This window comes from Variovorax sp. CF313, from assembly GCF_000282635.1.
GTDB lineage: Bacteria > Pseudomonadota > Gammaproteobacteria > Burkholderiales > Burkholderiaceae_C > Variovorax.
In genome coordinates, this window is sequence record NZ_AKIW01000020.1 from 82,136 (window position 1) to 100,720 (window position 18,585).

The following is an 18,585-nucleotide window of genomic DNA, read 5'->3' on the forward strand; positions in this document are numbered from 1 at the left end:
TCGCTTTGCCTCGCGTTGCCGGCTCAAAAAGATTCCAACAACAAGGAGACAAGCGCATGGTCTGGCAACAGGTTTACAACCCGTTCGGCAACATGATCGTATCGACGGCACTGGCCGCGATACCGGTGGTGGTGATGCTGGTGTGCCTCGGGCTGCTGCACGTCAAGGCGCACTACGCGGCGGGGCTGGGCCTGCTGAGCGCGGTGGTCATCGCGGTGTTCGCATTCGGCATGCCGGCCGACATGGCAGGCAAGGCGGCCTTTCTGGGCGGGCTCTCCGGCCTGCTGCCCATCGGCTGGATCGTGCTGAACATCATCTTCCTGCAGCAGCTCACGCAGCAGAACGGCAGCTTCCAGATATTGCAGGACTCCATCGCCGGCATCACCGAAGACCGGCGCCTGCAGCTGCTGCTCATCGCCTTCGCCTTCGGCGCCTTCTTCGAGGGCGCGGCGGGCTTCGGCACGCCGGTGGCCGTCACCGCCGCCATCCTCATCGGGCTGGGCTTCTCGCCGCTGGCGGCCTCGGGGCTCTCGCTCATCGCCAACACCGCGCCGGTGGCCTTCGGCGCATTGGGCACGCCGGTCATCACGCTGGCCAAGGTGCATGGCTACGACCTGATGGCGGTCACCGCGATGATCGGGCGGCAGCTGCCGTTCTTCTCGCTGCTGGTGCCGTTCTGGCTCATCTGGGCCTTCGCGGGACGCAAGGGAATGATGGAGGTGTGGCCCGCCATCCTGGTGACGGGCGTGTCCTTCGCGGTTCCGCAGTTCCTGGTGTCGAACTACATCGGGCCGGAGCTGGTGGACATCATCGCGGCCATCGTGTCGATGGTGTGCCTGGTGCTGTTCCTGCGTGTGTGGAAGCCGAAGAAGATCTGGACCTCGGTGTCGCTCAAGGGGCACGAGACCGACGGCGGCGAAGCTGGTCCGGCCGTGACGCCCACGAAGCATGCGAGCGCGGCGGTGATCCGCGCCTGGACGCCGTGGCTCATCCTCACCGTGTTCGTGTTCATCTGGGGCCTGCCGGTGGTGAAGGCCTGGCTCAACGGCATCTTCGCGCCGAGCTTCCCCATCGACGGTCTGCACAACATGATCGAGAAGGTGGCGCCCGTGGTGCCCAAGCCCACGAAGGAGGGCGCGGTGTACCAGTTGCTGCTGCTCTCGGCCACGGGCACGGGCATCCTTGTCTCGGCCATCGTGGGCGGGCTGATCATGAAGTACAACCCCATCCAGCTCGTGGCCGCCTACGGCCGCACGCTGTGGCTGGTGAAGTTCTCGCTGCTCACCATCGTGCTGATGCTCGCGCTGGGCACGCTCACGCGCTACTCGGGCCTCGACACCACGCTGGGGCTGGCCTTTGCCAACACCGGCATGTTCTATCCCTTCTTCGGCACACTGATGGGCTGGCTGGGCGTGGCGCTCACGGGGTCGGACACGGCATCGAACGTGCTCTTCGGCGGCATGCAGAAAGTGGCGGCCGACCAGCTGGGCCTGAGCCCCAACCTCATGGGCGCGGCCAACAGTTCGGGCGGCGTGATGGGCAAGATGATCGACGCGCAATCGATCGTGGTGGCCTCCACCGCCACGCGCTGGTTCAACCACGAGGGCGAGATCCTGCGCTACGTGTTCTTCCACTCCATCGCGCTGGCCTGCCTCGTGGGCCTCTACGTGACGCTGCAGGCCTACGTATGGCCGTTCACGGCGATGGTCGTGAAGTGATCGAATCGCCCAGCGCCTGAAGCAGCCGGCGCAGGTCGCCGACCGCTTCGCGCGCCCCCGCCGCATCGCCCATCTGCGCCTTGACGATGGCGCCGTCGACACCCAGCGCGGCCGCCTGCGCGATGGCCATGCGCCGCGGCCCTCCAAGCGCTTCCGGCAGCAGGCCGGCGATCACCTCGACCATCTCGCGCTTGTGACCCCGCGCGATGTCGCTGGCGCCCGCCACGCTCGTGCCCACCTCCACCACCGAGTTGATGAACGCGCAGCCGCGGAACACCGGGTCGGCGAACCACTCGGCCATGACGTCGGCCAGTATCTCCAGCGCCTGACTGTCGCCGATGCGCCGCTGCGCCCCGCGGCGGCCGAGCGCATCGACGAACCACGCCATCCACAGGCCATGCCGGTGGTCGAGAAAGGCGCGCACCAGGTCGTCTTTCGACGGGAAGTGCCGGTAGAAGGTGACCTTGGTGACGCCCGAGGCGGCAATGACGCGGTCGATGCCGGTGGCGCGGATGCCGTCTGCGTAGAAAAGGTCGTGCGCGGTGAGCAGGATGCGCTCGCGTGCGGGCAGTGCGGAGATGTCCATGGCGCGATTGTAGGCATGTAGACAGGTCTGTCTACATGTGGCACATTGCGGCGCATTCCCTTCACCACAGCACTGAAAGATCTCCATGGAATCCCGCCCGCCGCTGCCGCCCTTCACCCTCGAATCCGCCACCCGGAAGGTGCAGGCCGCCGAAGACGCCTGGAACTCGCGCGACCCCGTGCGCGTGAGCCTGGCCTACACGCCCGACACCGAGTGGCGCAACCGCGCCGAGTTCGTCAACGGCCGCGAGCAGGTGGTGGAGTTCCTGTCGCGCAAGTGGGTGCGCGAACTCGACTACCGGCTGAAGAAGCAGCTGTGGGCCTTCACGGACAACCGCATCGCGGTGCGCTTCGAGTACGAATGGCACGACGACGCGGGCCAGTGGTATCGCAGCCATGGCAACGAGAACTGGGAGTTCGCGGAGAACGGGCTGATGCAGAGGCGCTTTGCGAGCATCAACGACCAACCCATTGCCGAGTCGGATCGCAAGTTCCGGTGGGCACGCCTGTTGCTTGCCTGAGCCCATTCAACAGGAGACCGCATGAACCGCAACGACGTCACGGAAAAAATCATCACCGTCAAGGTAAGCAAGGGCATCCAGTGGGCCGACGTGGCAAAGAAGGTCGGCCTCTCGAAGGAGTGGACCACCGCCGCCTGTCTAGGCCAGATGACGCTCGACGAGAAGCAGGCCAAGGTCGTAGGCAAGATCTTCGGCCTCACTCCCGAGGAGCAGAAGTGGCTGCAGGTGGTGCCCTACAAGGGCTCGCTGCCCACGCCCGTGCCGACCGACCCGCTGATCTACCGCTGGTACGAGGTCGTGAGCGTGTACGGCACCACCATCAAGGAACTGATCCATGAAGAATTCGGCGACGGCATCATGAGCGCCATCGACTTCAGCATGGACATCCAGCGCCAGGCCGACCCCAAGGGCGACCGCGTCAACGTGGTGCTGTCGGGCAAGTTCCTGCCGTACAAGACCTACTGAACGTACACCGCCGGGTGCGGCCTCTGCGCACCCGCCGGCCGCATCGTGCGGGCCGTGATGCCGTAGCCCTCGATGGCCCCGGCGATCGATCGCGCCACCGCATCCACGGGCACCGCGATGCGCCGGTTGGTGCGCATGCGCTCCCGGGCGTACGTGGCGGCGATGCGCTCTGCCAGCGGGTCGCCGGGGCCGTTCACGTCGGGGCTCACTACCGTCACGTGCAGGCGGCCGGCATGCTCCTGCCGCAGGCCTTCGGAGATCGCGTTCACCGCGTACTGCGTGCCGTGGTACACGGCCGAACTCGGCAACACGCCCTGCATCGCCACCGGCGCCACGTTCACGATGTGGCCCCAGCCCTGCTCCTGCATCGCCGGCAGCACGGCCGCGATGCCGAGCAGCGCGCCGCGCAGGTTCACGTCGATCATGAGTTCCCACTCCTCGATCTTGCGGTTCCACAGCGGCGACATCGGCATCACGCCCGCCGCGTTGACGAGCACGTCGATCTGCTCGTGCGTCTCGAGGGCGAACTCGGCAAAGGCTTCCATGTCGGGCCGATGCGTCACGTCGAGCCGCTGGAAGCTCGCGGTGCCGCCCGTGGCCTCGATCTCGGCCGCGAGTGCCGCGAGCCGGTCGGTACGGCGCGCACCGAGCACCACCTTGGCGCCGCGCCGCGCGAGCAGCCGCGCGGTTGCTTCGCCGATACCGCTGCTCGCGCCGGTGATGAGAACGACTTTTTCCTGGATTGCGCTCATGATGAAACTCCTCGTGCTGGTCGGTTGCCGTGGGGCGCACACAGAAGAGGGTGCACCGGGCATGGAGAGAAGTTTCGCGTCCGAGGGCCCCGAGGCGGTATCCGAATCGAACTCGGTTTTTGCCTGATCCTGCAAAACGCAAGGGCGGCGGGCACTTCCTACGGCGCGGCGTAGTGCTTTGGCTTTCGCGATGTAGCCACTGTGGCTTCTTGCTCAATCCGCCGGCTGTCGCGCAGAGCGGGCGGTGCTTCAGGGCTGCGCGGCGAGGATCTCGACCTTGGGCCAGCGTCGCGCGAATTGCTTCTGCTCCACGCGCTGCCGGTACGTAGCGGCATCCGCGCGCACGGGGTTGTGCCGAACGCGCAGCCCGAACAGATCTTCCAGGCCGTGCGGCGCCAGCACGCGGATCGAGTCGTCGGCAGCCAGGGACACACCGACGCAGGTCGCGAACTCCGGCCATGTCGCGATGCCTTCCTCCAGCGAGGTCAGCGCGGCCACGACCTGTCCAAGGCTTTCCCGAAACCAGTGATGCACATGCGCCTGGTTGGTCACTTCCCAGCGATGCTCCGGCATCCGCATCGACAGCTGTTCCTGCAGGGCGGCCTCACCGAGCCGCGGCGGCTCGTCGGCATTGAAGTACACGACGTCGATGTCTTCCAGGGCCGAGGGCTCGCTGAATCCATGAAGCGAATCCCAGACCAGGCTGCGCACTGCCCCCGCACCGATGCACCACGCGCCGAGGTCCAACTCGCGCACCGCCGCCAAGGCGGCCATCAGACAGGGCGCGCCGCGCACCAGTTCGACGAGTCGCTGCGCGTGGCCGGGTGAAGAGGTGCGATGCATGGGCCGGCGACTGTAGCTCACCGCGGCGTGTGCGCTGGCGCCGATCCATCGATCGGAAGATCTTCACGCATCGTGCTGGTGCATCTTGAGCCGAATCCAAAAAGCGAGGATGCTCGGCCGATGGAAAATAACCCCGATCCCTCGAGGCGCCCGCAGATCTACCTCGCGGGACCGGACGTCTTTCGTCCTGACGCGAGAGACCATTTCGTTCGGCTCGCCGCGGCCTGCGACGCACTCGGCCTCTGCGCACTGCTTCCGGCCGACGGCAACGAGGAGCCTGCGCCCGAAGCTCCGGAAATGCAGATCTGCAAGGCCAACATGCAGCGCCTTCGCAGCGCCGACGGCGTCGTCGCCAACCTCGCCTGCTTCAGAGGGCTGGAGCCCGATTCCGGCACGGTGTTCGAGGTGGGCGCGGCGGTCGCGCTCGGGATTCCGGTGGTGGCCTACGGCGTGCCCGATGGGAGCTATGCGGACCGCGCGCGGGCGGCACTGTCGTGTGAAGCCGATGCGAACGGCGTGCTGCGCGAGAGCGGCTCCGGTATTGCCGTCGAAGACTTCGGCCAGCCGCTGAACCTGATGCTGGCCTGCTCGATCCACATCGAGCCGACGCCGGAAGCGGCGTTGAAGAAGATGGGTGAGGTGTTGGCTGTCCTCCGTGCGACAAAGGCTGGAAACTCCTGAGCGAAACTCCGGCCGCCAACCCCTAGGATGACGTTCCCCTTTCACCGGAGCACCGCATGCCGACCACCGAGACACACTTCGAATTGACCGCCAACGACGGCGTCACGGTGGAGTCCCATCGCTGGCAGGGCGCGACGCAGCGCGCGGTCATCCAATTGGCGCACGGCATGGGCGAACATTCGCTGCGCTATCGGCACCTGGCGGACGCGCTGGTGCAGGCCGGCTACGTGGTGTATTCGAACGAGCATCGCGGCCACGGCAAGGGCGCCTCGGCGCGCGGCGAGCTGGGGGAGTTCGGCCCGCGCGGTTTCGCCGGGCTGGTGGACGACATGGCGCTGCTGAGCCGCCACGTGCGCGGCGTGCATCCGGGCCTGCCGCTGATCCTTGTGGGCCACAGCATGGGCTCGTTCGCCACGCAGTACTACCTCCTCGAGCACAGCGCACTGCTGGCGGGCGCGGTGCTCTCGGGCACTTCGGCGCTCGACTTGCTGGGTGCCGCATTGCAGTCCGGCTTCAAGCTGGAAGACATGAACGCCGCATTGCCGGACGTTCGCACGCCCTTCGACTGGCTCAGCCGCGATCCGGCGCAGGTCGATGCCTACATCGCCGATCCGCTGTGCGGATTCACGGTCTCGGCCGAGGGCCTGGGGTCGATGTTCGCGAAGCTGGCCGAGCTGGCGCCGGACGCGATGCGAGGGCGCATCCGCCCCGAGCTGCCGCTCTATCTGTTCGTGGGCGACCAGGACCCGGTCAGCAACAAGGCCGAATGGTTCTACCCGCTGGTGCAGCGCTACCGCGAGGCGGGGCTGCGCGATGTGTCGTGCCACGTGTTCGGCGGCGCGCGCCACGAGGCGCTGAATGAAGTCAATCGCGATGAGGTCGAGGCGGTGCTGCTCGCGTGGATCGCACGGGTGGTGGGCAAGGGCTGAGCGCCGTTGCCGTCACCCCGTTGGCTGCTGCTACTTCCTGCAGTCGCCGCCGACGGACACGGTGCCGTCCTTGCACTCGGTGAGCATCGGCTCGCCCGGCCTGGGTGCCGGGGCGGAGCCTGCGCCGGACGCGGGCCCGGCGTCCTTCAGGTAGACGATCTTCTTGGTGCCGAGCTCGCAGCTGCCCACCACCTGCCCGTTCGCCGATGCGTTGGCATCGACGACGGTGACGGTGAAGCGCGCCACGCCGGCCGCAGCGATCTTCGACTCGATGCCGGTGCGCAGGGCCTCGCAGTCTTCGGCCCCGTGGGCCGCGCCAGCCAGCAGGGCGAGCGCGGCGGGGAGCATCGTGAACCAAGGCTTCATGGCTGCCACCCGCTCGATGCCCATCAGCCCTGGGCCGACGCCAGCGCCGCGTTGAGCGTGGGGCTCGGGCGCATCACGGCTTCGAACTTGGCGGGGTCCGCCAGGTAGTAGCCGCCGATGTCCACGGGCTTGCCCTGCACAGCGGCGAGCTCGTCGACGATCTTCTGCTCGTTGCTGGCAAGCGTGCCGGCCAGCTTCACGAACTGGGCCTGCAGTTCCTTGTCTTCCGTCTGTGCGGCCAGTTCCTGTGCCCAGTACATGGCCAGGTAGAACTGGCTGCCGCGGTTGTCGAGCTGGCCGGTCTTGGGCGACGGGTTCTTGTTGTTGTCGAGCAGCTTGCCGGTGGCGGTGTCCAGCGTCCTGGCCAGGATGGCGGCTTTCTTGTTGCCGGTTTTCAGGCCCAGGTCTTCCAGACTCACGGCCAGCGCGAGGAATTCGCCCAGCGAGTCCCAGCGCAGGTGGTTTTCCTCCACCAGCTGCTGCACGTGCTTGGGGGCCGAGCCGCCCGCGCCGGTCTCGTACATGCCGCCGCCGGCCATCAGGGGAACGATGGACAGCATCTTGGCCGAGGTGCCCAGCTCCATGATGGGGAACAGGTCGGTCAGGTAGTCGCGCAGGATGTTGCCGGTGGCGCTGATGGTGTCCAGGCCGCGGACCACGCGCTCCAGCGTGTAGCGCATGGCGCGCACCTGGCTCATGATCTGGATGTCCAGGCCCGTGGTGTTGTGCTCGTGCAGGTACATCTTGACCTTGGTGATCAGCTGCGCCTCGTGCGGACGGTAGGCGTCGAGCCAGAACACCACCGGCATGCCGGAGTTGCGGGCGCGGTTGACGGCCAGTTTCACCCAGTCGCGGATCGCGGCGTCCTTGACCTGGCACATGCGCCAGATGTCGCCTTGCTCCACGTCTTCGCTCATCAGCACTTCGCCGGTGTCCAGGTCGGTGATGTTGGCCACGCCGTCTTCGGGGATCTCGAAGGTCTTGTCGTGCGAGCCGTATTCCTCGGCCTTCTGCGCCATCAGGCCCACGTTGGGCACGGTGCCCATGGTCTTGGGGTCGAAGGCGCCGTGCCACTTGCAGAAGTTGATGATCTCCTGGTAGATGCGGGCGAAGGTCGACTCGGGCATCACGGCCTTCACGTCCTTCAGGCGGCCGTCGGCGCCCCACATCTTGCCGCCGTTGCGGATCATCGCGGGCATGGAGGCGTCCACGATCACGTCGTTGGGCGAGTGGAAGTTGGTGATGCCCTTGGCCGAGTCGACCATCGCCAGCTCGGGGCGGTTCTCGTGGCAGGCGTGCAGGTCGCGCTTGATCTCGTCCTGCGTGCTCTGCGGCAGCGTGGCGATCTTGTTGTAGAGGTCGACCATGCCGTTGTTGACGTTGATGCCCAGCTCGTCGAACAGCTTGCCGTGTTTCTCGAAGGCTTCCTTGTAGAAGATCTTCACGCAGTGGCCGAACACGATGGGGTGCGAGACCTTCATCATGGTGGCCTTGACGTGCAGCGAGAACATCACGCCGGTCTTGCGCGCGTCCTCGATCTCCTTTTCATAGAAGGCCAGCAGCGCCTTCTTGCTCATGAACATGGAGTCGATGACCTCGCGGTCCAGCAGGGCGACCTTGGGCTTGAGGACGATGGCCTTGCCGCTCTTGGTGAGCAGTTCCATCTTGACGTTGCGCGCGCGGTCCAGGGTCATGGACTTCTCGCCGTGATAGAAGTCGCCGCCGTGCATGTGCGAGACGTGCGAGCGCGAGGCCTGGCTCCACTCGGCCATGCTGTGCGGGTTCTTGCGCGCGTATTCCTTCACGGCCTTGGGTGCGCGGCGGTCGGAGTTGCCTTCGCGCAGCACGGGGTTCACGGCGCTGCCGGTGCACTTGTTGTAGCGCGCGCGGATGTCCTTGTCCTCGTCCGTGGTCGGGTTCTCGGGGTAGTCGGGGATCTTGTAGCCCTTGCCCTGCAGTTCCTTGATGGCGGCCTTGAGCTGGGCCACCGAGGCGCTGATGTTGGGCAGCTTGATGATGTTGGCCTCGGGCTTGAGCGTGAGCTTGCCCAGTTCGGCCAGGTTGTCGGGCACCTTCTGGTCGTCGCCGAGGAACTCGGGGAACTCACCCAGGATGCGGGCCGCCACGGAGATGTCGCTGGTGGCGACGTTGATGCCGGCCGGGTTGGTGAAGGCGCGGATGATGGGCAGAAACGCGTAGGTCGCCAGCAGGGGCGCCTCGTCGGTGAGGGTGTAGACGATGGTGGGTTGCTTCGAGCTCATGCGCTTGCTTCCGTAGATCCTGGGTTGTCGGGTTGGCTGGAACTTCCGGCAAGGACGAGGTGGATGTGTTTTCGCCGGAATCCCCGATTGTCGCCGGACCGGGAGCCGGTTCCGGCCCGGCCGGCCGGATGTCCCGGCTCGGCGGGCGTCTTAGCCGGGAAGCGAAGGCGCATGGCCGCCGGTTTCGGCGCTCTTCTCCAGCATTTCCCGCGCCAGGTCGACGAAGGCGCGCAGCTTGGGCGCCTGCGCCGCGCGGCGCGGAAAGTACAGGAACAGGCCCGGTTCCCCGAAGGCAGAGCACGGCAGCAGCTGGCGCAGGCGGCCCTCGCGCAGATCGGCACGCACCAGCGGCTCGAAGATGTAGGCGATGCCCACGTCAGCCAGCGCCAGGTCGCGGGCATAGAGCGCGTCGGTGACGCGCACCGTGCCCGGCACCTCGACCGAGACGTGGGCACCTTCCTTGTCGCGCAGGTCCCAGGCGTACACGCCGCCCGAGGTCACGAAGCGAAAGCCGATGCAGTTGTGCTGCTGCAGCGACTCGATGCTGTGCGGCTCGCCGGCGGTGGCCAGATAGCGCGGCGTGGCCACCATGATGGCCTCGAAGGGCGGCGTGAGCCGCACCGCCACCATGTCCTGCGCCACGGTGTGGCCCAGCCGGACGCCCGCGTCGTGGCCGCTGGCCACGATGTCGGCCAGGCCGTCGTCGCAGGTGATCTCTATCACCAGCCCGGGATGGCGCAGCGCCATTTCGGCCACCAGCGGCGTCATTGCCAGCGGCAGGGCCACGTGGGGCACGTTGATGCGCAGCACGCCGCCCACGCGCCCGAGCGCTTCACCGAAACGGTCCACCGCATCGCCGATCTCGCCCATCGCGGGTGCCAGCACGCCGACGAAGCCGGCGCCCGCCTCGGTGAGCCGTACGCTGCGGGTGGTGCGCGCGAAGATCGGCTGGCCCAGGTGGTCTTCAACGGCCCGCACCGCGTGGCTCACGGCCGAGGCGCTCATGCCGAGTTCGGCCGCGGCGGCGGCAAAGCCGCCGCGCCGGTGCACCGCCAGAACGATGGCGAGATGCGGGAGCAGGTTGCGGTCCATTCATGCATCGTATTGCATAGTGCATTCGATTTGGCCCATCTAGTCGATGAGTGGCAATGCTGGGACAGTCACGCCATGCCTTCAAGGCAACCCTTCCACCCTCAAGGAGCCAGCATCATGTCCATCCCCGTCAGCATCTCTTCGCAAACCCGCCAGACCTGGTTCATCACCGGCGCCGCCTCCGGCTTCGGCCACGCCTTCGCCGAGCACGCGCTCGCGCGGGGCCACAACGTGGTCGCCACCGCCCGCGATGCCGGCCGCCTCGCCGACCTCGTGGCGCTGGCGCCCGAACGCGTGCTGGCCACGCCGCTCGACGTGGACGTGGCCGGCGCCGCCGAAGCCGCCGTCGAAGCTGCGGTGGCCCGCTTCGGCCGCATCGACGTGCTGGTCAACAACGCGGGCTACGGCGTGGTCGGCGCGCTCGAGGAAACCTCCGACGCCGATCTGCGCGCGCTGATGAACACCAACTTCTTCGGTGCCATGGCCGTCACGCGTGCCGCGCTGCCGGTGCTGCGTGCGCAGAAGTCGGGCGCCATCGTGAACATATCGAGCCTTGGCGGACAGCTGTCGTTCGCGGGCTTCAGCGCGTATTCGGCCTCCAAGTTCGCGCTGGAAGGCGCCTCGGAAGCGCTGGCGCAGGAGGTCGCTCCCTTCGGCATCAAGGTGCTGATCGTCGAGCCGGGCCAGTTCCGCACCCAGCTCGCGGGCAGCGGCATGCGCCACATGCCGGTGATCGAGGCCTACCAGCCGGTGGTGGGCGCCACGCGCGAGTTCGCGCACAGCATGCACAACACGCAGGCCGGCGATCCGCGCAAGGCCGCGGCGGCCATCGCGAAGGCGCTGGAGGCCCGGCACACGCCGCTGCGGCTGCAACTGGGCGGCGATTCGGTCGACGCGGTGCGGGCCCATGCGCAGGCGATGCTCAAGGAAATGGAAGCCTGGGAAGCCGTGAGCCGCAGCACCGACTTCGACACAGCCGCCTGAAGGCAGGCGTCAGGCCAGCGGCAGTTCGATGGTGGCCGCTAGCGGCACGGTGTCGATGCGCGCCGCGCTGGCCACGATCACCGCTTGCCTGGCCTGCGCCGAGAAGTCCGAGAGCGTGGCCCACAGGCATCGCGTCGAGGGCATGTCCAGGCCGGCCGTCGGCTCGTCGAGCAGGACGAGCGGCCGGCCCGATGCCAGCCCGGCAGCCATCCACACCTTGCGCTTGGAGCCGGTCGAGAGCATGAACATCTTCTTGTCCAGATGCGGGGCCAGCGAGAAGCCGTCGGCGATGGCCTGCCACTTCGCCTCGTCGAAGCCCGCGTCGCCCTCGACGAGCGAAGCCGTGCATTCGCGCGCGCTGAGCTGGTCGAAGCGGTCGGTCAGGGGATCGACGAAGAACACCTGGCGGCGGTACGCCTCCGGCACGGCGTCGAGGCTCGCGCCCGCCAGCGTCAGCCGGCCGGATGCGGGCAGAGTGCCCGCGATCACCTGAAGCAGCGCCGACTTGCCCGAGCCGGTGTCGCCATACAGCAGCGTCACGCCCGGGCCAACGGATGCGTTCCAGTTCGACACCAGCGCGGGCTGATCGGGATAGGCAAACCGCAGCGCATCGATCTGGAGGAGGGGAGAGGATGGGTTCATGGTCGCGCCCGACTTTATCAAGCGACGCGTACGAAACCCGCCCGGCGCCCCCGGGCCATGGCTACCATTCGGCTCCATGAAAAAGCTGCTGCTGCTTACGCTGTCGTTCGCCGTCCCCGTGCTCGCCGCGCCCTCGGCCCAGGTGTTCGACGCCGTGAAAAAACCCGAATCGCTCGATGCGCAATGGCGCGCGCGCCTGTGCGCCCTGCTGCCACAGCCCTGCGACGTGCAGCAACTCGGCCTGTACCGCCCGCGCGGCGCCGCGCCCGGCGACTACGTGGTGCTGTCGGCCGAGCCGCTGGCCATGGCGCGCATCAAACGCAGCACCGATGCGGCGGGCTGGCAGCTCGACCGCCTCCACGATTTCTCGGGCTACGCGCAGTCCCTGAAGAAAGACAGCGGCGCCGAGCAGCCCGAGGCGCGCCTGTCGCTCGCGCCCGCGCTCTATCCGCTGGCCGAAGGCAAATGGGCCGTGGCAGTGCTGCAGACCGTGTCGGAGATGTACTCCGGCGGCGGCGCCTCGTTCGACACCGCGGACTTCGTGCCGCTGGAAGGCGGCAAGGCGGTGCATGAGGACATTCCGTTCTCGTGCTTCAAGATGATCCGCGCCTGCTTCAGCGAGAAGGAATACAAGACCTCGAAGCACTGCCACGACGAGAGCAACGGCAGTCTGCGCATCGCCTACGGCGAGGCCGCGAAGCCGGGCGCGCCCTACGAGTGGCAGTACACCTGGCTGCAGAGCAAGTGGCCGCAGAACGAGCCGCAGAGCGTCGCGACCACCACGCGCATCCGCTTCACCGCGAAGACCACCGAGCGCGCGGATTTCTGCGGCGGCCCGCAATGAGGCTGTTCAGCGACTGGGCACGGTCGTCGCGCCCACATGCATCGTGCGGCCCGCGCCCAGCCCCGCGGCCACGAGCGCCACGCCCAGCCCGATGAACAGCCACGACGAGGCGCGGAAGCTCCCCGTCCAGCCGTGCAGCAGCCCGGCCACCAGCGGCCCGAAGGCGGCCACCATGTAGCCCACGCCCTGCGCCATGCCCGAGAGATGCGCGGCCACGTGCGAATCGGGCGAGCGCAGCACGATCATCGTGAGCGCCAGCGCGAAGGTGCCGCCCTGCGCAATGCCCAGCAGCACGGCCCAGGCCCACACGCCGCCCACACCGCCGAGCGGAGCGAACAGCATCGCCAGCATCGCGCCCACCGTGAGGAGTGCCAGCGCGACCGCCAGGCCGCGCTGGTTGCGCAGCTTCACCGCCAGCGCGGGCACCACGAGGCAGGTCACCACCTGCGTCATGACCGACAGCGACACCACGTAGCCGGCCGTTTCGCTGCCGAGCCCGCGCTCGCGCAATATCGGCGCGAGCCAGCCCATCACGATGTAGGCGAGCGCGGACTGCAGGCCCATGAAGAAAGTGACCTGCCAGGCCAGCCTGTCGCGCCACAGGCCGCGCACCGTGAAGCCCGATTCGCTCGCCACCGGCTTCAGCGGCAGCGCCTGCGGCGCCCAGATCAGCGTGACCAGCGCGGCCGGCAGCGCCCACATCGCGAGCGCCATGGTCCAGCCGCCGCCCAGCGCGTGCTCGATGGGCACCGTCAGGCCCGCGGCGCTGGCCGCGCCGCCGCACACGGCCATGGTGTAGAGGCCCATCATCAGCGCGGCCTGCTTCGCGAAGTCGCGCTTCACGAGGCCCGACAGCAGCACGTTCGACACCGCGATGCCGCTGCCCGCGATGGCCGAGGCGAGGAACAGCAGCGGGATGCTGCCGGTGCCGCGCAGCACCGTTCCGGCCAGGATCAGCACCATGCACGCGAGCAGCGTGCGCTCGGTGCCGAAGCGGCGGCCCAGCCCAGGCGCGAGCGGCGCGAACACACCGAGGCAGACGATCGGCAGCGTGGTCAGCAGGCTCGCGGCCGTGGCCGAGAGCCCGGTGGCCTTGATGATCTCCGGCAGCACCACCGAGAGGCTGGCGAACACCGGGCGCAGGTTGAAGGCGATCAGCACCACGCTGGCGGCGAGCAGGATGCGGCGCGCGAGGGTGGGCGCGGGCGTGGGGCGCGGGGCGGGTTGGCTGTCGACTTCGGCGTCGATCAGCAGGTCGTCGGCCGTGGTGTGGCCTGGGGCGAGCGTGAGCGAGGTCATCGCGTGCCCAGCGCCAGCGCGTTGATCATCGGCGCCATGAAGGCGCGCACCGCCGCGGCGGCCACGTCGGGGTCGCGGCTGGCAATGCCTTCGACGATCGCGCGGTGTGCGGCGTCGTCGGGCTCGGGCAGGTTGGTGCCGCCCATCGAGCTCGCGATCGTCTCCTTGATGTAGCCCGTGATGAAGCGGCAGGTTTCGGCCAGCGCGAGGTTGCCCGATACGTCGACGATGGCGAGGTGAAAGGCGAGGTCGCGCTCGATGAAGCTCGCACCGTTGTCGTTGGCGTCGGGCACGCCGCGCTTGTCGAGCAGGGTGTGGAGGCGGCGCAGGTCGCGCGAGGTGTGGCGCACCGCGGCGAGCCGGGCGGCTTCCACCTCGAGCGCGCGGCGCACTTCGAACTGGTCGCGCAGGCTGGCCAGGCGCAGCTTCTGCAGGCTGGACGAGGGGTCGAAGCCCGAACGAACATAGGTGCCGGAGCCTTGCCGCACTTCGAGCAGCCCGCGCGACACCAGCGTCTTGACCGCCTCGCGCACCGTGCCGCGGCTCACGCCCAGCAATTGCGCGAGCTGAGGCTCGATGGGGATGCGGGAGCCGACGGCCCAGCGGCCGGCAGAGATCTCGGCGCGGATGCTGTCGGCGGCGGTGTCCGCCAGGGAGGTTCGGGGGGCTTGGGCAAGCATCGGGAGGGCCTGGGTCATTCAATGATTGGACGAATTTTGCCGCCAAACAAAGCCCGGACTGTACATGTGGTGGTTGGCCTGGACAGCATCTTTACCAAGCGCCGGCCCTCTCTTCGCGCCCCGAAGCGCGCCGTCCGCGGTCTTTATCGGCGCGCGCTTTTCGTCACCACGCCGGCGCCGCGCACTTCGAGCCGGCGCTGGTCGACCACCTTGCCGCCGGCGTCCACCAGCTCGATCACGTGGCGCCCCGGCCAGGGAAACCACTGCACGCTGTTGCCGCGCTCGAAGGGCTTGCCGTCGATGCGCCACTGCACGCCGCGGCCTTCGGAGTCGAAGCGCACGCGCTGGCGCTGCGGCGGGATGTCGGGGTCGAGCGCGATGATGGTGCCGTCGGCCGGCGCGGTGATGCGCGCCGAGGCGGCGTCGGTCGCCATGCCGGCGTCGAGCGCGAACAGCGTCTGCTCGGTGCCCTGCAGGAACCACTCGCTGCGTGCCGCTTCGAGCGGGTTGCCGTCGGCGCCGTTGCCGAAGCTCACGCGCGCTTCGACGAGGCCGGGCGGCGGCGCGGGCGCGCGGCTGGGCTCGCGCGCGTGCAGGAAGCGCATCACCTCGGCCCACACCGGCGCGGCGCCGCTGGTGCCGCTCACGTCCCACATCGATTCGCCGCTGGCGTTGCCGACCCACACGCCCACCGTGTAGCGCTGCGACCAGCCCACGGCCCAGTTGTCGCGCATGTCCTTGCTGGTGCCGGTCTTCACGGCGGTCCAGAAGCGGGTGGAAAGGATGCTGTCGAGGCCGAAGGTGCGGGTGCGCGCGTTGGGGTCGGAGAGGATGTCGCCGACGATGAAAGCGGCGCGCGGGTCGAGCATCGGCGGCTTCGATCTTTCGGCCGGGACGGGTGGCCGCATGGTCAGCGTCGTCGTGCCGTAGCGCCCGCCGTTGGCCAGCATGCGGTAGGCGTTGGTGAGCGACAGCAGCGACACCTCGGCGCTGCCGAGCGCGAGGCTGTAGCCGTAGTAGTCGCCGCTCTCGCGCAGTGGCAGGCCGGCGGCGCGCAGCTCGCGCGCGAAGGCTTCGGGCGACACCATCACCAGCGTGCGCACGGCCGGCACGTTGAGCGAGGCGGCCAGCGCGGTGCGCGCCGACACCGGGCCCTTGAAACGGCGGTCGTAGTTCTGCGGAATGTAGAGGCCGCTGGCGGTGCTGATCTGCGCCGACGAGTCCTCGATCAGCGAGGCCGCGGTGATGCGCCGCTCGGCAATCGCCTGGCCATAGAGCAGCGGCTTGAGCGTGGAGCCGGGCTGCCGCAGCGCGGTCACGCCATCGACCTCGGCCGCCTGGCTCAGCGGGCCGGAGGAGCCGACCCAGGCAAGCACCTCGCCGGTCGCGTTGTCAAGCACGACGAGCGCGCCGTCTTCCACGTGGCGCTCGCGCAGTTCGCGCAGGTGGCGCTGCAGCGTACCCAGCGCAAAGCGCTGCAGCGGCGCGCGCAGCGTGGTGCGCACACCGGTTTCCTTGCTGTCTTTCTCCCTCCCCCTCTGGTGGAGGGCCGGGGTGGGGGCTGCCACCGCATTCGCATCCCGAATCTCGCGCAGCACGCGCCGAGCCGCATGCGGCGCAATCCCTTCGTTCGTCTCGAAGGCGCGCCGCTGCACCGCTGCGCTCGTGAACATGTCGAGCGCCTCGCAGTCGACCTTCTGCTGCGGTTCCATCGCGCGCAGCACCTCGCAGGCGCGCTGCGCCACCGCGGCAGGTTTTGCATTCGGCGCGCGCACCAGCGCCGAGGCCACGGCGGCCTCGCGCGCATCGAGCCCGCTTGGTGCCTTGCCGAACAGCGTGCGCGAGAGCGCATCGATGCCCACGATCTCGCCGCGGAACGGCACGGTGTTGAGGTAGGCCTCGAGGATCTGGTCCTTGCGCCAGTTGCGCTCCAGCTGCGCGGCCGCCACCGTCTGGCCGATCTTCTGCGTGAAGCTGCGTCCGCCAGAGGCGCGGCGCAGGTCGTCGTCGAGCAGGCCCGATAGCTGCATCGTGATGGTCGAGGCGCCGCGCGTGCGCGTGTTCCACACGTTGGCCCAGGCCGCGGCCGAGACCGCGCGCCAGTCGATGCCGCTGTGTTCGTAGAAGCGCTTGTCCTCGCTCAGCACCATGGCCGTGCGCAGCGCGGGCGACACGTCGGCCAGCGCGGTCCACCGGCCGCGCCGCACGGTGGGATCGGTGCGCACGCGCTGCAGCAACTCGCCGTTGCGGTCGAGCACCTCGGTGTCGGACGAGCGGAAGTCGCGCTTGACTTCTTCGAAGCTCACGAGGGCCCAGGCCGGATGGACGCAGGCCGCCGCCAGCAGGGCTGCGGCGAGGGCCTTGCGGGCGGGAACGAAGAGGGGCGCGGATTGCATCGAAAAGGTCGGTGTCCGGAAGCGTGGGCGCCGACATTCTCTGCGATGCACCACGGGAACGGCGCCTACTCCGCGACGGGCGGCTTGCCGCCTTGCGGGCATGAAGACTTCAGCCCAAAGTTCTCGCCATGTTCCACATCCGGTAACCAACTTCACACAAGCGCTTCACTGGAGAAACCCGATGCGTACCGGCGTGGCCTTCAATGCAGTACCGGCTCGCAGGAGGCGAAGCCCGGTTCCACAAACACTCCAAGGAGAACTCACATGACGAAGACATTGGCGATCCTGCTGGCCGCGTCGGCCATCCTGGCCGGCTGCGTGGTCGCGCCTTACGACCGCCCGCCGCCGCGCGGCCACTACTACGGCGACCGCGACCGCGACGGCGTGCCTAACCGCTACGACAGGGACCGCGACAACGACGGCGTGCCCAATCGCTACGACCGCGCCCCGAACAATCCGTACCGCTACTGACTGCCGCAGGCAAAGGCCGCGAAGGCATGGCGCTTCGCGGCCTTTTTCATGAGCACGCGCGGGCCGCTCAGCCCGGCCGGCGCGCCATCAGCGCCCAGATGCCGGCCGCGCCCAGCAGCGAGCCACCCGCGAAGTTGAAGCGCCGCTGCGCGCGCGGCGATGACAGCAGCCTGCGCGCCGAGCCCGCGAACACCGCATAGAGCGTGGCATTGGTCGCTGCCATCACGACGAAGGTGACGGCCAGCACCCACAACTGGTACGTGACATTGGCCGCCGGGCTGATGAACTGCGGCAGGAAGGCCACGAAGAACACGATGCCCTTCGGGTTCAGCGCCGTCACCAGGTAGGTGTTGGCGAACAGGCGCAGCCGCGAGGCGGGCGCGGCCGGCGCGGCGATTTCGGTGGACGAGATGCCCGCGCGCAGCAGCTTGATGCCGAGGTACAGCAGGTACAGCCCGCCCACCCACTTGACCACCGTGAACCAGAAGGCCGAGGTGGCCAGCAGCGCACCCAGCCCCAGCAGCGACACCACCAGAGCGGTCGAGTCGCCGAGCGCCACGGCCGCCACCAGCGGCACGTTGGCACGGCGCCCGTGCGACATCGAATAGCTGATGACAGTGAGGATGGTCGGCCCCGGAATGACCAGCATGACGGCGGAGGCCGCGACGAAAGCGAGCCAGAGTTCGATAGGCATGGGTTGTGTTCCTGTGTGGCTGTTGGTTGGATGGAGGCTGTCGCTTGTCTTCTATCATGCAGGGCTGTTGCCGAAGCGCAGGGCCGCGCGGGCCTTGGCGCGTTCGGCCTCGACGTCCCGGTCGCGCGGCTCGGCCGTGGTGACCAGCGATTCGATCAGCCGAGCCGCGGTGGCGGCCACTTCATCGACCGCGCGCCCGAAGGCTTCCTCATTGGCCTTGGACGGCACGCTGAAGCCGCTGAGCTTGCGCACGAATTGCAGCGCCGCGGCACGAATTTCCTGCTCGGTGGCGGGCGGCTCGAAGTTGTAGAGGGTCTTGATGCTGCGGCACATGGGTGCTCTCCATTCGACGACGCCATCCA

20 protein-coding genes are annotated in these 18,585 nt (G+C 68.3%); 8 read left to right on the top strand and 12 right to left on the bottom strand.

Annotated features, from left to right (window positions below):
• Positions 1-56 precede the first annotated feature (56 nt).
• Complete coding sequence (locus PMI12_RS06605; RefSeq protein ID WP_007830398.1) at positions 57-1,718, top strand: L-lactate permease; 1,662 nt, start codon at positions 57-59, stop codon at positions 1,716-1,718.
• Here PMI12_RS06605 and PMI12_RS06610 read toward each other — a convergent pair.
• Entirely contained in the window at positions 1,696-2,304 is a 609-nt protein-coding gene (locus PMI12_RS06610) for a TetR/AcrR family transcriptional regulator (protein ID WP_007830399.1), read from the bottom strand. The genes PMI12_RS06605 and PMI12_RS06610 overlap by 23 nt on opposite strands.
• A gap of 85 nt (positions 2,305-2,389) precedes the next feature.
• Between PMI12_RS06610 and PMI12_RS06615 the strand changes: the two genes are divergently transcribed.
• Both PMI12_RS06615 and cynS read left to right on the top strand, forming a co-directional pair.
• On the top strand, positions 2,390-2,824 hold the full coding sequence (locus PMI12_RS06615; RefSeq protein WP_007830401.1) for a nuclear transport factor 2 family protein: 435 nt from the start codon (positions 2,390-2,392) through the stop codon (positions 2,822-2,824).
• A 21-nt stretch (positions 2,825-2,845) separates the two neighbouring features.
• Positions 2,846-3,289 carry a cyanase gene (gene cynS, locus PMI12_RS06620; RefSeq protein WP_007830404.1) on the top strand — a complete coding sequence of 148 codons (444 nt, stop codon included), beginning with the start codon at positions 2,846-2,848 and terminating at the stop codon, positions 3,287-3,289.
• Here the strand turns inward: cynS and PMI12_RS06625 are convergent.
• Positions 3,283-4,041 carry an SDR family oxidoreductase gene (locus tag PMI12_RS06625; RefSeq protein ID WP_007830405.1) on the bottom strand — a complete coding sequence of 253 codons (759 nt, stop codon included), beginning with the start codon at positions 4,039-4,041 and terminating at the stop codon, positions 3,283-3,285. The two genes, cynS and PMI12_RS06625, sit on opposite strands and share 7 nt — an antisense overlap.
• A gap of 249 nt (positions 4,042-4,290) precedes the next feature.
• A complete protein-coding gene (locus tag PMI12_RS06630) occupies positions 4,291-4,884 on the bottom strand; it encodes a nucleotidyltransferase family protein (RefSeq protein ID WP_007830406.1) in 594 nt (197 codons plus the stop codon).
• Between the two features lie 120 nt (positions 4,885-5,004).
• Between PMI12_RS06630 and PMI12_RS06635 the strand changes: the two genes are divergently transcribed.
• Both PMI12_RS06635 and PMI12_RS06640 read left to right on the top strand, forming a co-directional pair.
• The gene (locus PMI12_RS06635; RefSeq protein ID WP_007830407.1) at positions 5,005-5,565 is read left to right on the top strand and encodes a nucleoside 2-deoxyribosyltransferase; all 561 of its coding nucleotides are present in this window, start codon (positions 5,005-5,007) and stop codon (positions 5,563-5,565) included.
• 56 nt (positions 5,566-5,621) lie between these two features.
• Positions 5,622-6,494: an alpha/beta fold hydrolase gene (locus PMI12_RS06640; RefSeq protein WP_007830408.1), complete on the top strand. Its 873-nt coding sequence runs from the start codon at positions 5,622-5,624 to the stop codon at positions 6,492-6,494.
• A gap of 30 nt (positions 6,495-6,524) precedes the next feature.
• Here PMI12_RS06640 and PMI12_RS06645 read toward each other — a convergent pair whose 3' ends face one another.
• From PMI12_RS06645 to PMI12_RS06655, 3 genes are all read right to left on the bottom strand, one after another.
• The gene (locus tag PMI12_RS06645; protein ID WP_042672985.1) at positions 6,525-6,860 is read right to left on the bottom strand and encodes a DUF1161 domain-containing protein; all 336 of its coding nucleotides are present in this window, start codon (positions 6,858-6,860) and stop codon (positions 6,525-6,527) included.
• 23 nt (positions 6,861-6,883) lie between these two features.
• Positions 6,884-9,121, bottom strand: a complete 2,238-nt coding sequence (locus tag PMI12_RS06650) for an NADP-dependent isocitrate dehydrogenase (RefSeq protein WP_007830410.1) — start codon at positions 9,119-9,121, stop codon at positions 6,884-6,886.
• A 150-nt stretch (positions 9,122-9,271) separates the two neighbouring features.
• Positions 9,272-10,213 carry a LysR family transcriptional regulator gene (locus PMI12_RS06655; protein WP_007830411.1) on the bottom strand — a complete coding sequence of 314 codons (942 nt, stop codon included), beginning with the start codon at positions 10,211-10,213 and terminating at the stop codon, positions 9,272-9,274.
• Positions 10,214-10,330: 117 nt separating this feature from the next.
• Between PMI12_RS06655 and PMI12_RS06660 the strand changes: the two genes are divergently transcribed.
• Positions 10,331-11,197, top strand: a complete 867-nt coding sequence (locus PMI12_RS06660; protein ID WP_007830412.1) for an oxidoreductase — start codon at positions 10,331-10,333, stop codon at positions 11,195-11,197.
• 9 nt (positions 11,198-11,206) lie between these two features.
• On the opposite strand, the gene PMI12_RS06665 is transcribed toward PMI12_RS06660, so the two are convergent.
• On the bottom strand, positions 11,207-11,839 hold the full coding sequence (locus PMI12_RS06665) for an ABC transporter ATP-binding protein (protein WP_007830414.1): 633 nt from the start codon (positions 11,837-11,839) through the stop codon (positions 11,207-11,209).
• Between the two features lie 76 nt (positions 11,840-11,915).
• Here PMI12_RS06665 and PMI12_RS06670 point away from each other — a divergent pair, with 76 nt between their 5' ends.
• Entirely contained in the window at positions 11,916-12,683 is a 768-nt protein-coding gene (locus PMI12_RS06670) for a hypothetical protein (RefSeq protein ID WP_007830415.1), read from the top strand.
• Positions 12,684-12,689: 6 nt separating this feature from the next.
• Here the strand turns inward: PMI12_RS06670 and PMI12_RS06675 are convergent, their stop codons facing one another.
• The 3 genes from PMI12_RS06675 to pbpC form a co-directional block, all read right to left on the bottom strand.
• Complete coding sequence (locus PMI12_RS06675) at positions 12,690-13,982, bottom strand: CynX/NimT family MFS transporter (RefSeq protein ID WP_007830416.1); 1,293 nt, start codon at positions 13,980-13,982, stop codon at positions 12,690-12,692.
• A complete protein-coding gene (locus PMI12_RS06680; RefSeq protein WP_007830417.1) occupies positions 13,979-14,662 on the bottom strand; it encodes a FadR/GntR family transcriptional regulator in 684 nt (227 codons plus the stop codon). The genes PMI12_RS06675 and PMI12_RS06680 overlap by 4 nt, the downstream gene beginning before the upstream one ends.
• A 143-nt stretch (positions 14,663-14,805) precedes the next feature.
• Entirely contained in the window at positions 14,806-17,058 is a 2,253-nt protein-coding gene (gene pbpC / locus PMI12_RS06685; protein ID WP_007830419.1) for a penicillin-binding protein 1C, read from the bottom strand.
• A 264-nt stretch (positions 17,059-17,322) separates the two neighbouring features.
• On the opposite strand from pbpC, the gene PMI12_RS06690 reads away from it, so the two are divergent.
• Positions 17,323-17,529, top strand: coding sequence for a thrombospondin type 3 repeat-containing protein (locus tag PMI12_RS06690; RefSeq protein WP_007830422.1), 207 nt, complete (start codon positions 17,323-17,325; stop codon positions 17,527-17,529).
• 67 nt (positions 17,530-17,596) lie between these two features.
• On the opposite strand, the gene PMI12_RS06695 is transcribed toward PMI12_RS06690, so the two are convergent.
• Together PMI12_RS06695 and PMI12_RS06700 are read right to left on the bottom strand one after the other, a co-directional pair.
• Positions 17,597-18,223 (bottom strand): LysE family translocator, encoded by a 627-nt coding sequence (locus PMI12_RS06695; RefSeq protein ID WP_007830424.1) that lies wholly within the window; start codon positions 18,221-18,223, stop codon positions 17,597-17,599.
• A 54-nt stretch (positions 18,224-18,277) separates the two neighbouring features.
• Positions 18,278-18,556 carry a DUF2277 domain-containing protein gene (locus PMI12_RS06700; RefSeq protein WP_007830425.1) on the bottom strand — a complete coding sequence of 93 codons (279 nt, stop codon included), beginning with the start codon at positions 18,554-18,556 and terminating at the stop codon, positions 18,278-18,280.
• Positions 18,557-18,585 lie beyond the last annotated feature (29 nt).

Coding starts and splice junctions, on each gene's coding strand:
- PMI12_RS06610 (WP_007830399.1), bottom strand. CDS start 2,304: ATGGACATCTCCGCACTGCCCGCACGCGAGCGCATCCTGCTCACCGCG.
- PMI12_RS06615 (WP_007830401.1), top strand. CDS start 2,390: ATGGAATCCCGCCCGCCGCTGCCGCCCTTCACCCTCGAATCCGCCACC.
- PMI12_RS06640 (WP_007830408.1), top strand. CDS start 5,622: ATGCCGACCACCGAGACACACTTCGAATTGACCGCCAACGACGGCGTC.
- PMI12_RS06695 (WP_007830424.1), bottom strand. CDS start 18,223: ATGCCTATCGAACTCTGGCTCGCTTTCGTCGCGGCCTCCGCCGTCATG.
- PMI12_RS06635 (WP_007830407.1), top strand. CDS start 5,005: ATGGAAAATAACCCCGATCCCTCGAGGCGCCCGCAGATCTACCTCGCG.
- cynS (WP_007830404.1), top strand. CDS start 2,846: ATGAACCGCAACGACGTCACGGAAAAAATCATCACCGTCAAGGTAAGC.
- PMI12_RS06645 (WP_042672985.1), bottom strand. CDS start 6,860: ATGAAGCCTTGGTTCACGATGCTCCCCGCCGCGCTCGCCCTGCTGGCT.
- PMI12_RS06690 (WP_007830422.1), top strand. CDS start 17,323: ATGACGAAGACATTGGCGATCCTGCTGGCCGCGTCGGCCATCCTGGCC.
- PMI12_RS06605 (WP_007830398.1), top strand. CDS start 57: ATGGTCTGGCAACAGGTTTACAACCCGTTCGGCAACATGATCGTATCG.
- PMI12_RS06700 (WP_007830425.1), bottom strand. CDS start 18,556: ATGTGCCGCAGCATCAAGACCCTCTACAACTTCGAGCCGCCCGCCACC.
- PMI12_RS06655 (WP_007830411.1), bottom strand. CDS start 10,213: ATGGACCGCAACCTGCTCCCGCATCTCGCCATCGTTCTGGCGGTGCAC.
- PMI12_RS06650 (WP_007830410.1), bottom strand. CDS start 9,121: ATGAGCTCGAAGCAACCCACCATCGTCTACACCCTCACCGACGAGGCG.
- PMI12_RS06625 (WP_007830405.1), bottom strand. CDS start 4,041: ATGAGCGCAATCCAGGAAAAAGTCGTTCTCATCACCGGCGCGAGCAGC.
- PMI12_RS06665 (WP_007830414.1), bottom strand. CDS start 11,839: ATGAACCCATCCTCTCCCCTCCTCCAGATCGATGCGCTGCGGTTTGCC.
- PMI12_RS06680 (WP_007830417.1), bottom strand. CDS start 14,662: ATGCTTGCCCAAGCCCCCCGAACCTCCCTGGCGGACACCGCCGCCGAC.
- PMI12_RS06670 (WP_007830415.1), top strand. CDS start 11,916: ATGAAAAAGCTGCTGCTGCTTACGCTGTCGTTCGCCGTCCCCGTGCTC.
- PMI12_RS06660 (WP_007830412.1), top strand. CDS start 10,331: ATGTCCATCCCCGTCAGCATCTCTTCGCAAACCCGCCAGACCTGGTTC.
- PMI12_RS06675 (WP_007830416.1), bottom strand. CDS start 13,982: ATGACCTCGCTCACGCTCGCCCCAGGCCACACCACGGCCGACGACCTG.
- PMI12_RS06630 (WP_007830406.1), bottom strand. CDS start 4,884: ATGCATCGCACCTCTTCACCCGGCCACGCGCAGCGACTCGTCGAACTG.
- pbpC (WP_007830419.1), bottom strand. CDS start 17,058: ATGCAATCCGCGCCCCTCTTCGTTCCCGCCCGCAAGGCCCTCGCCGCA.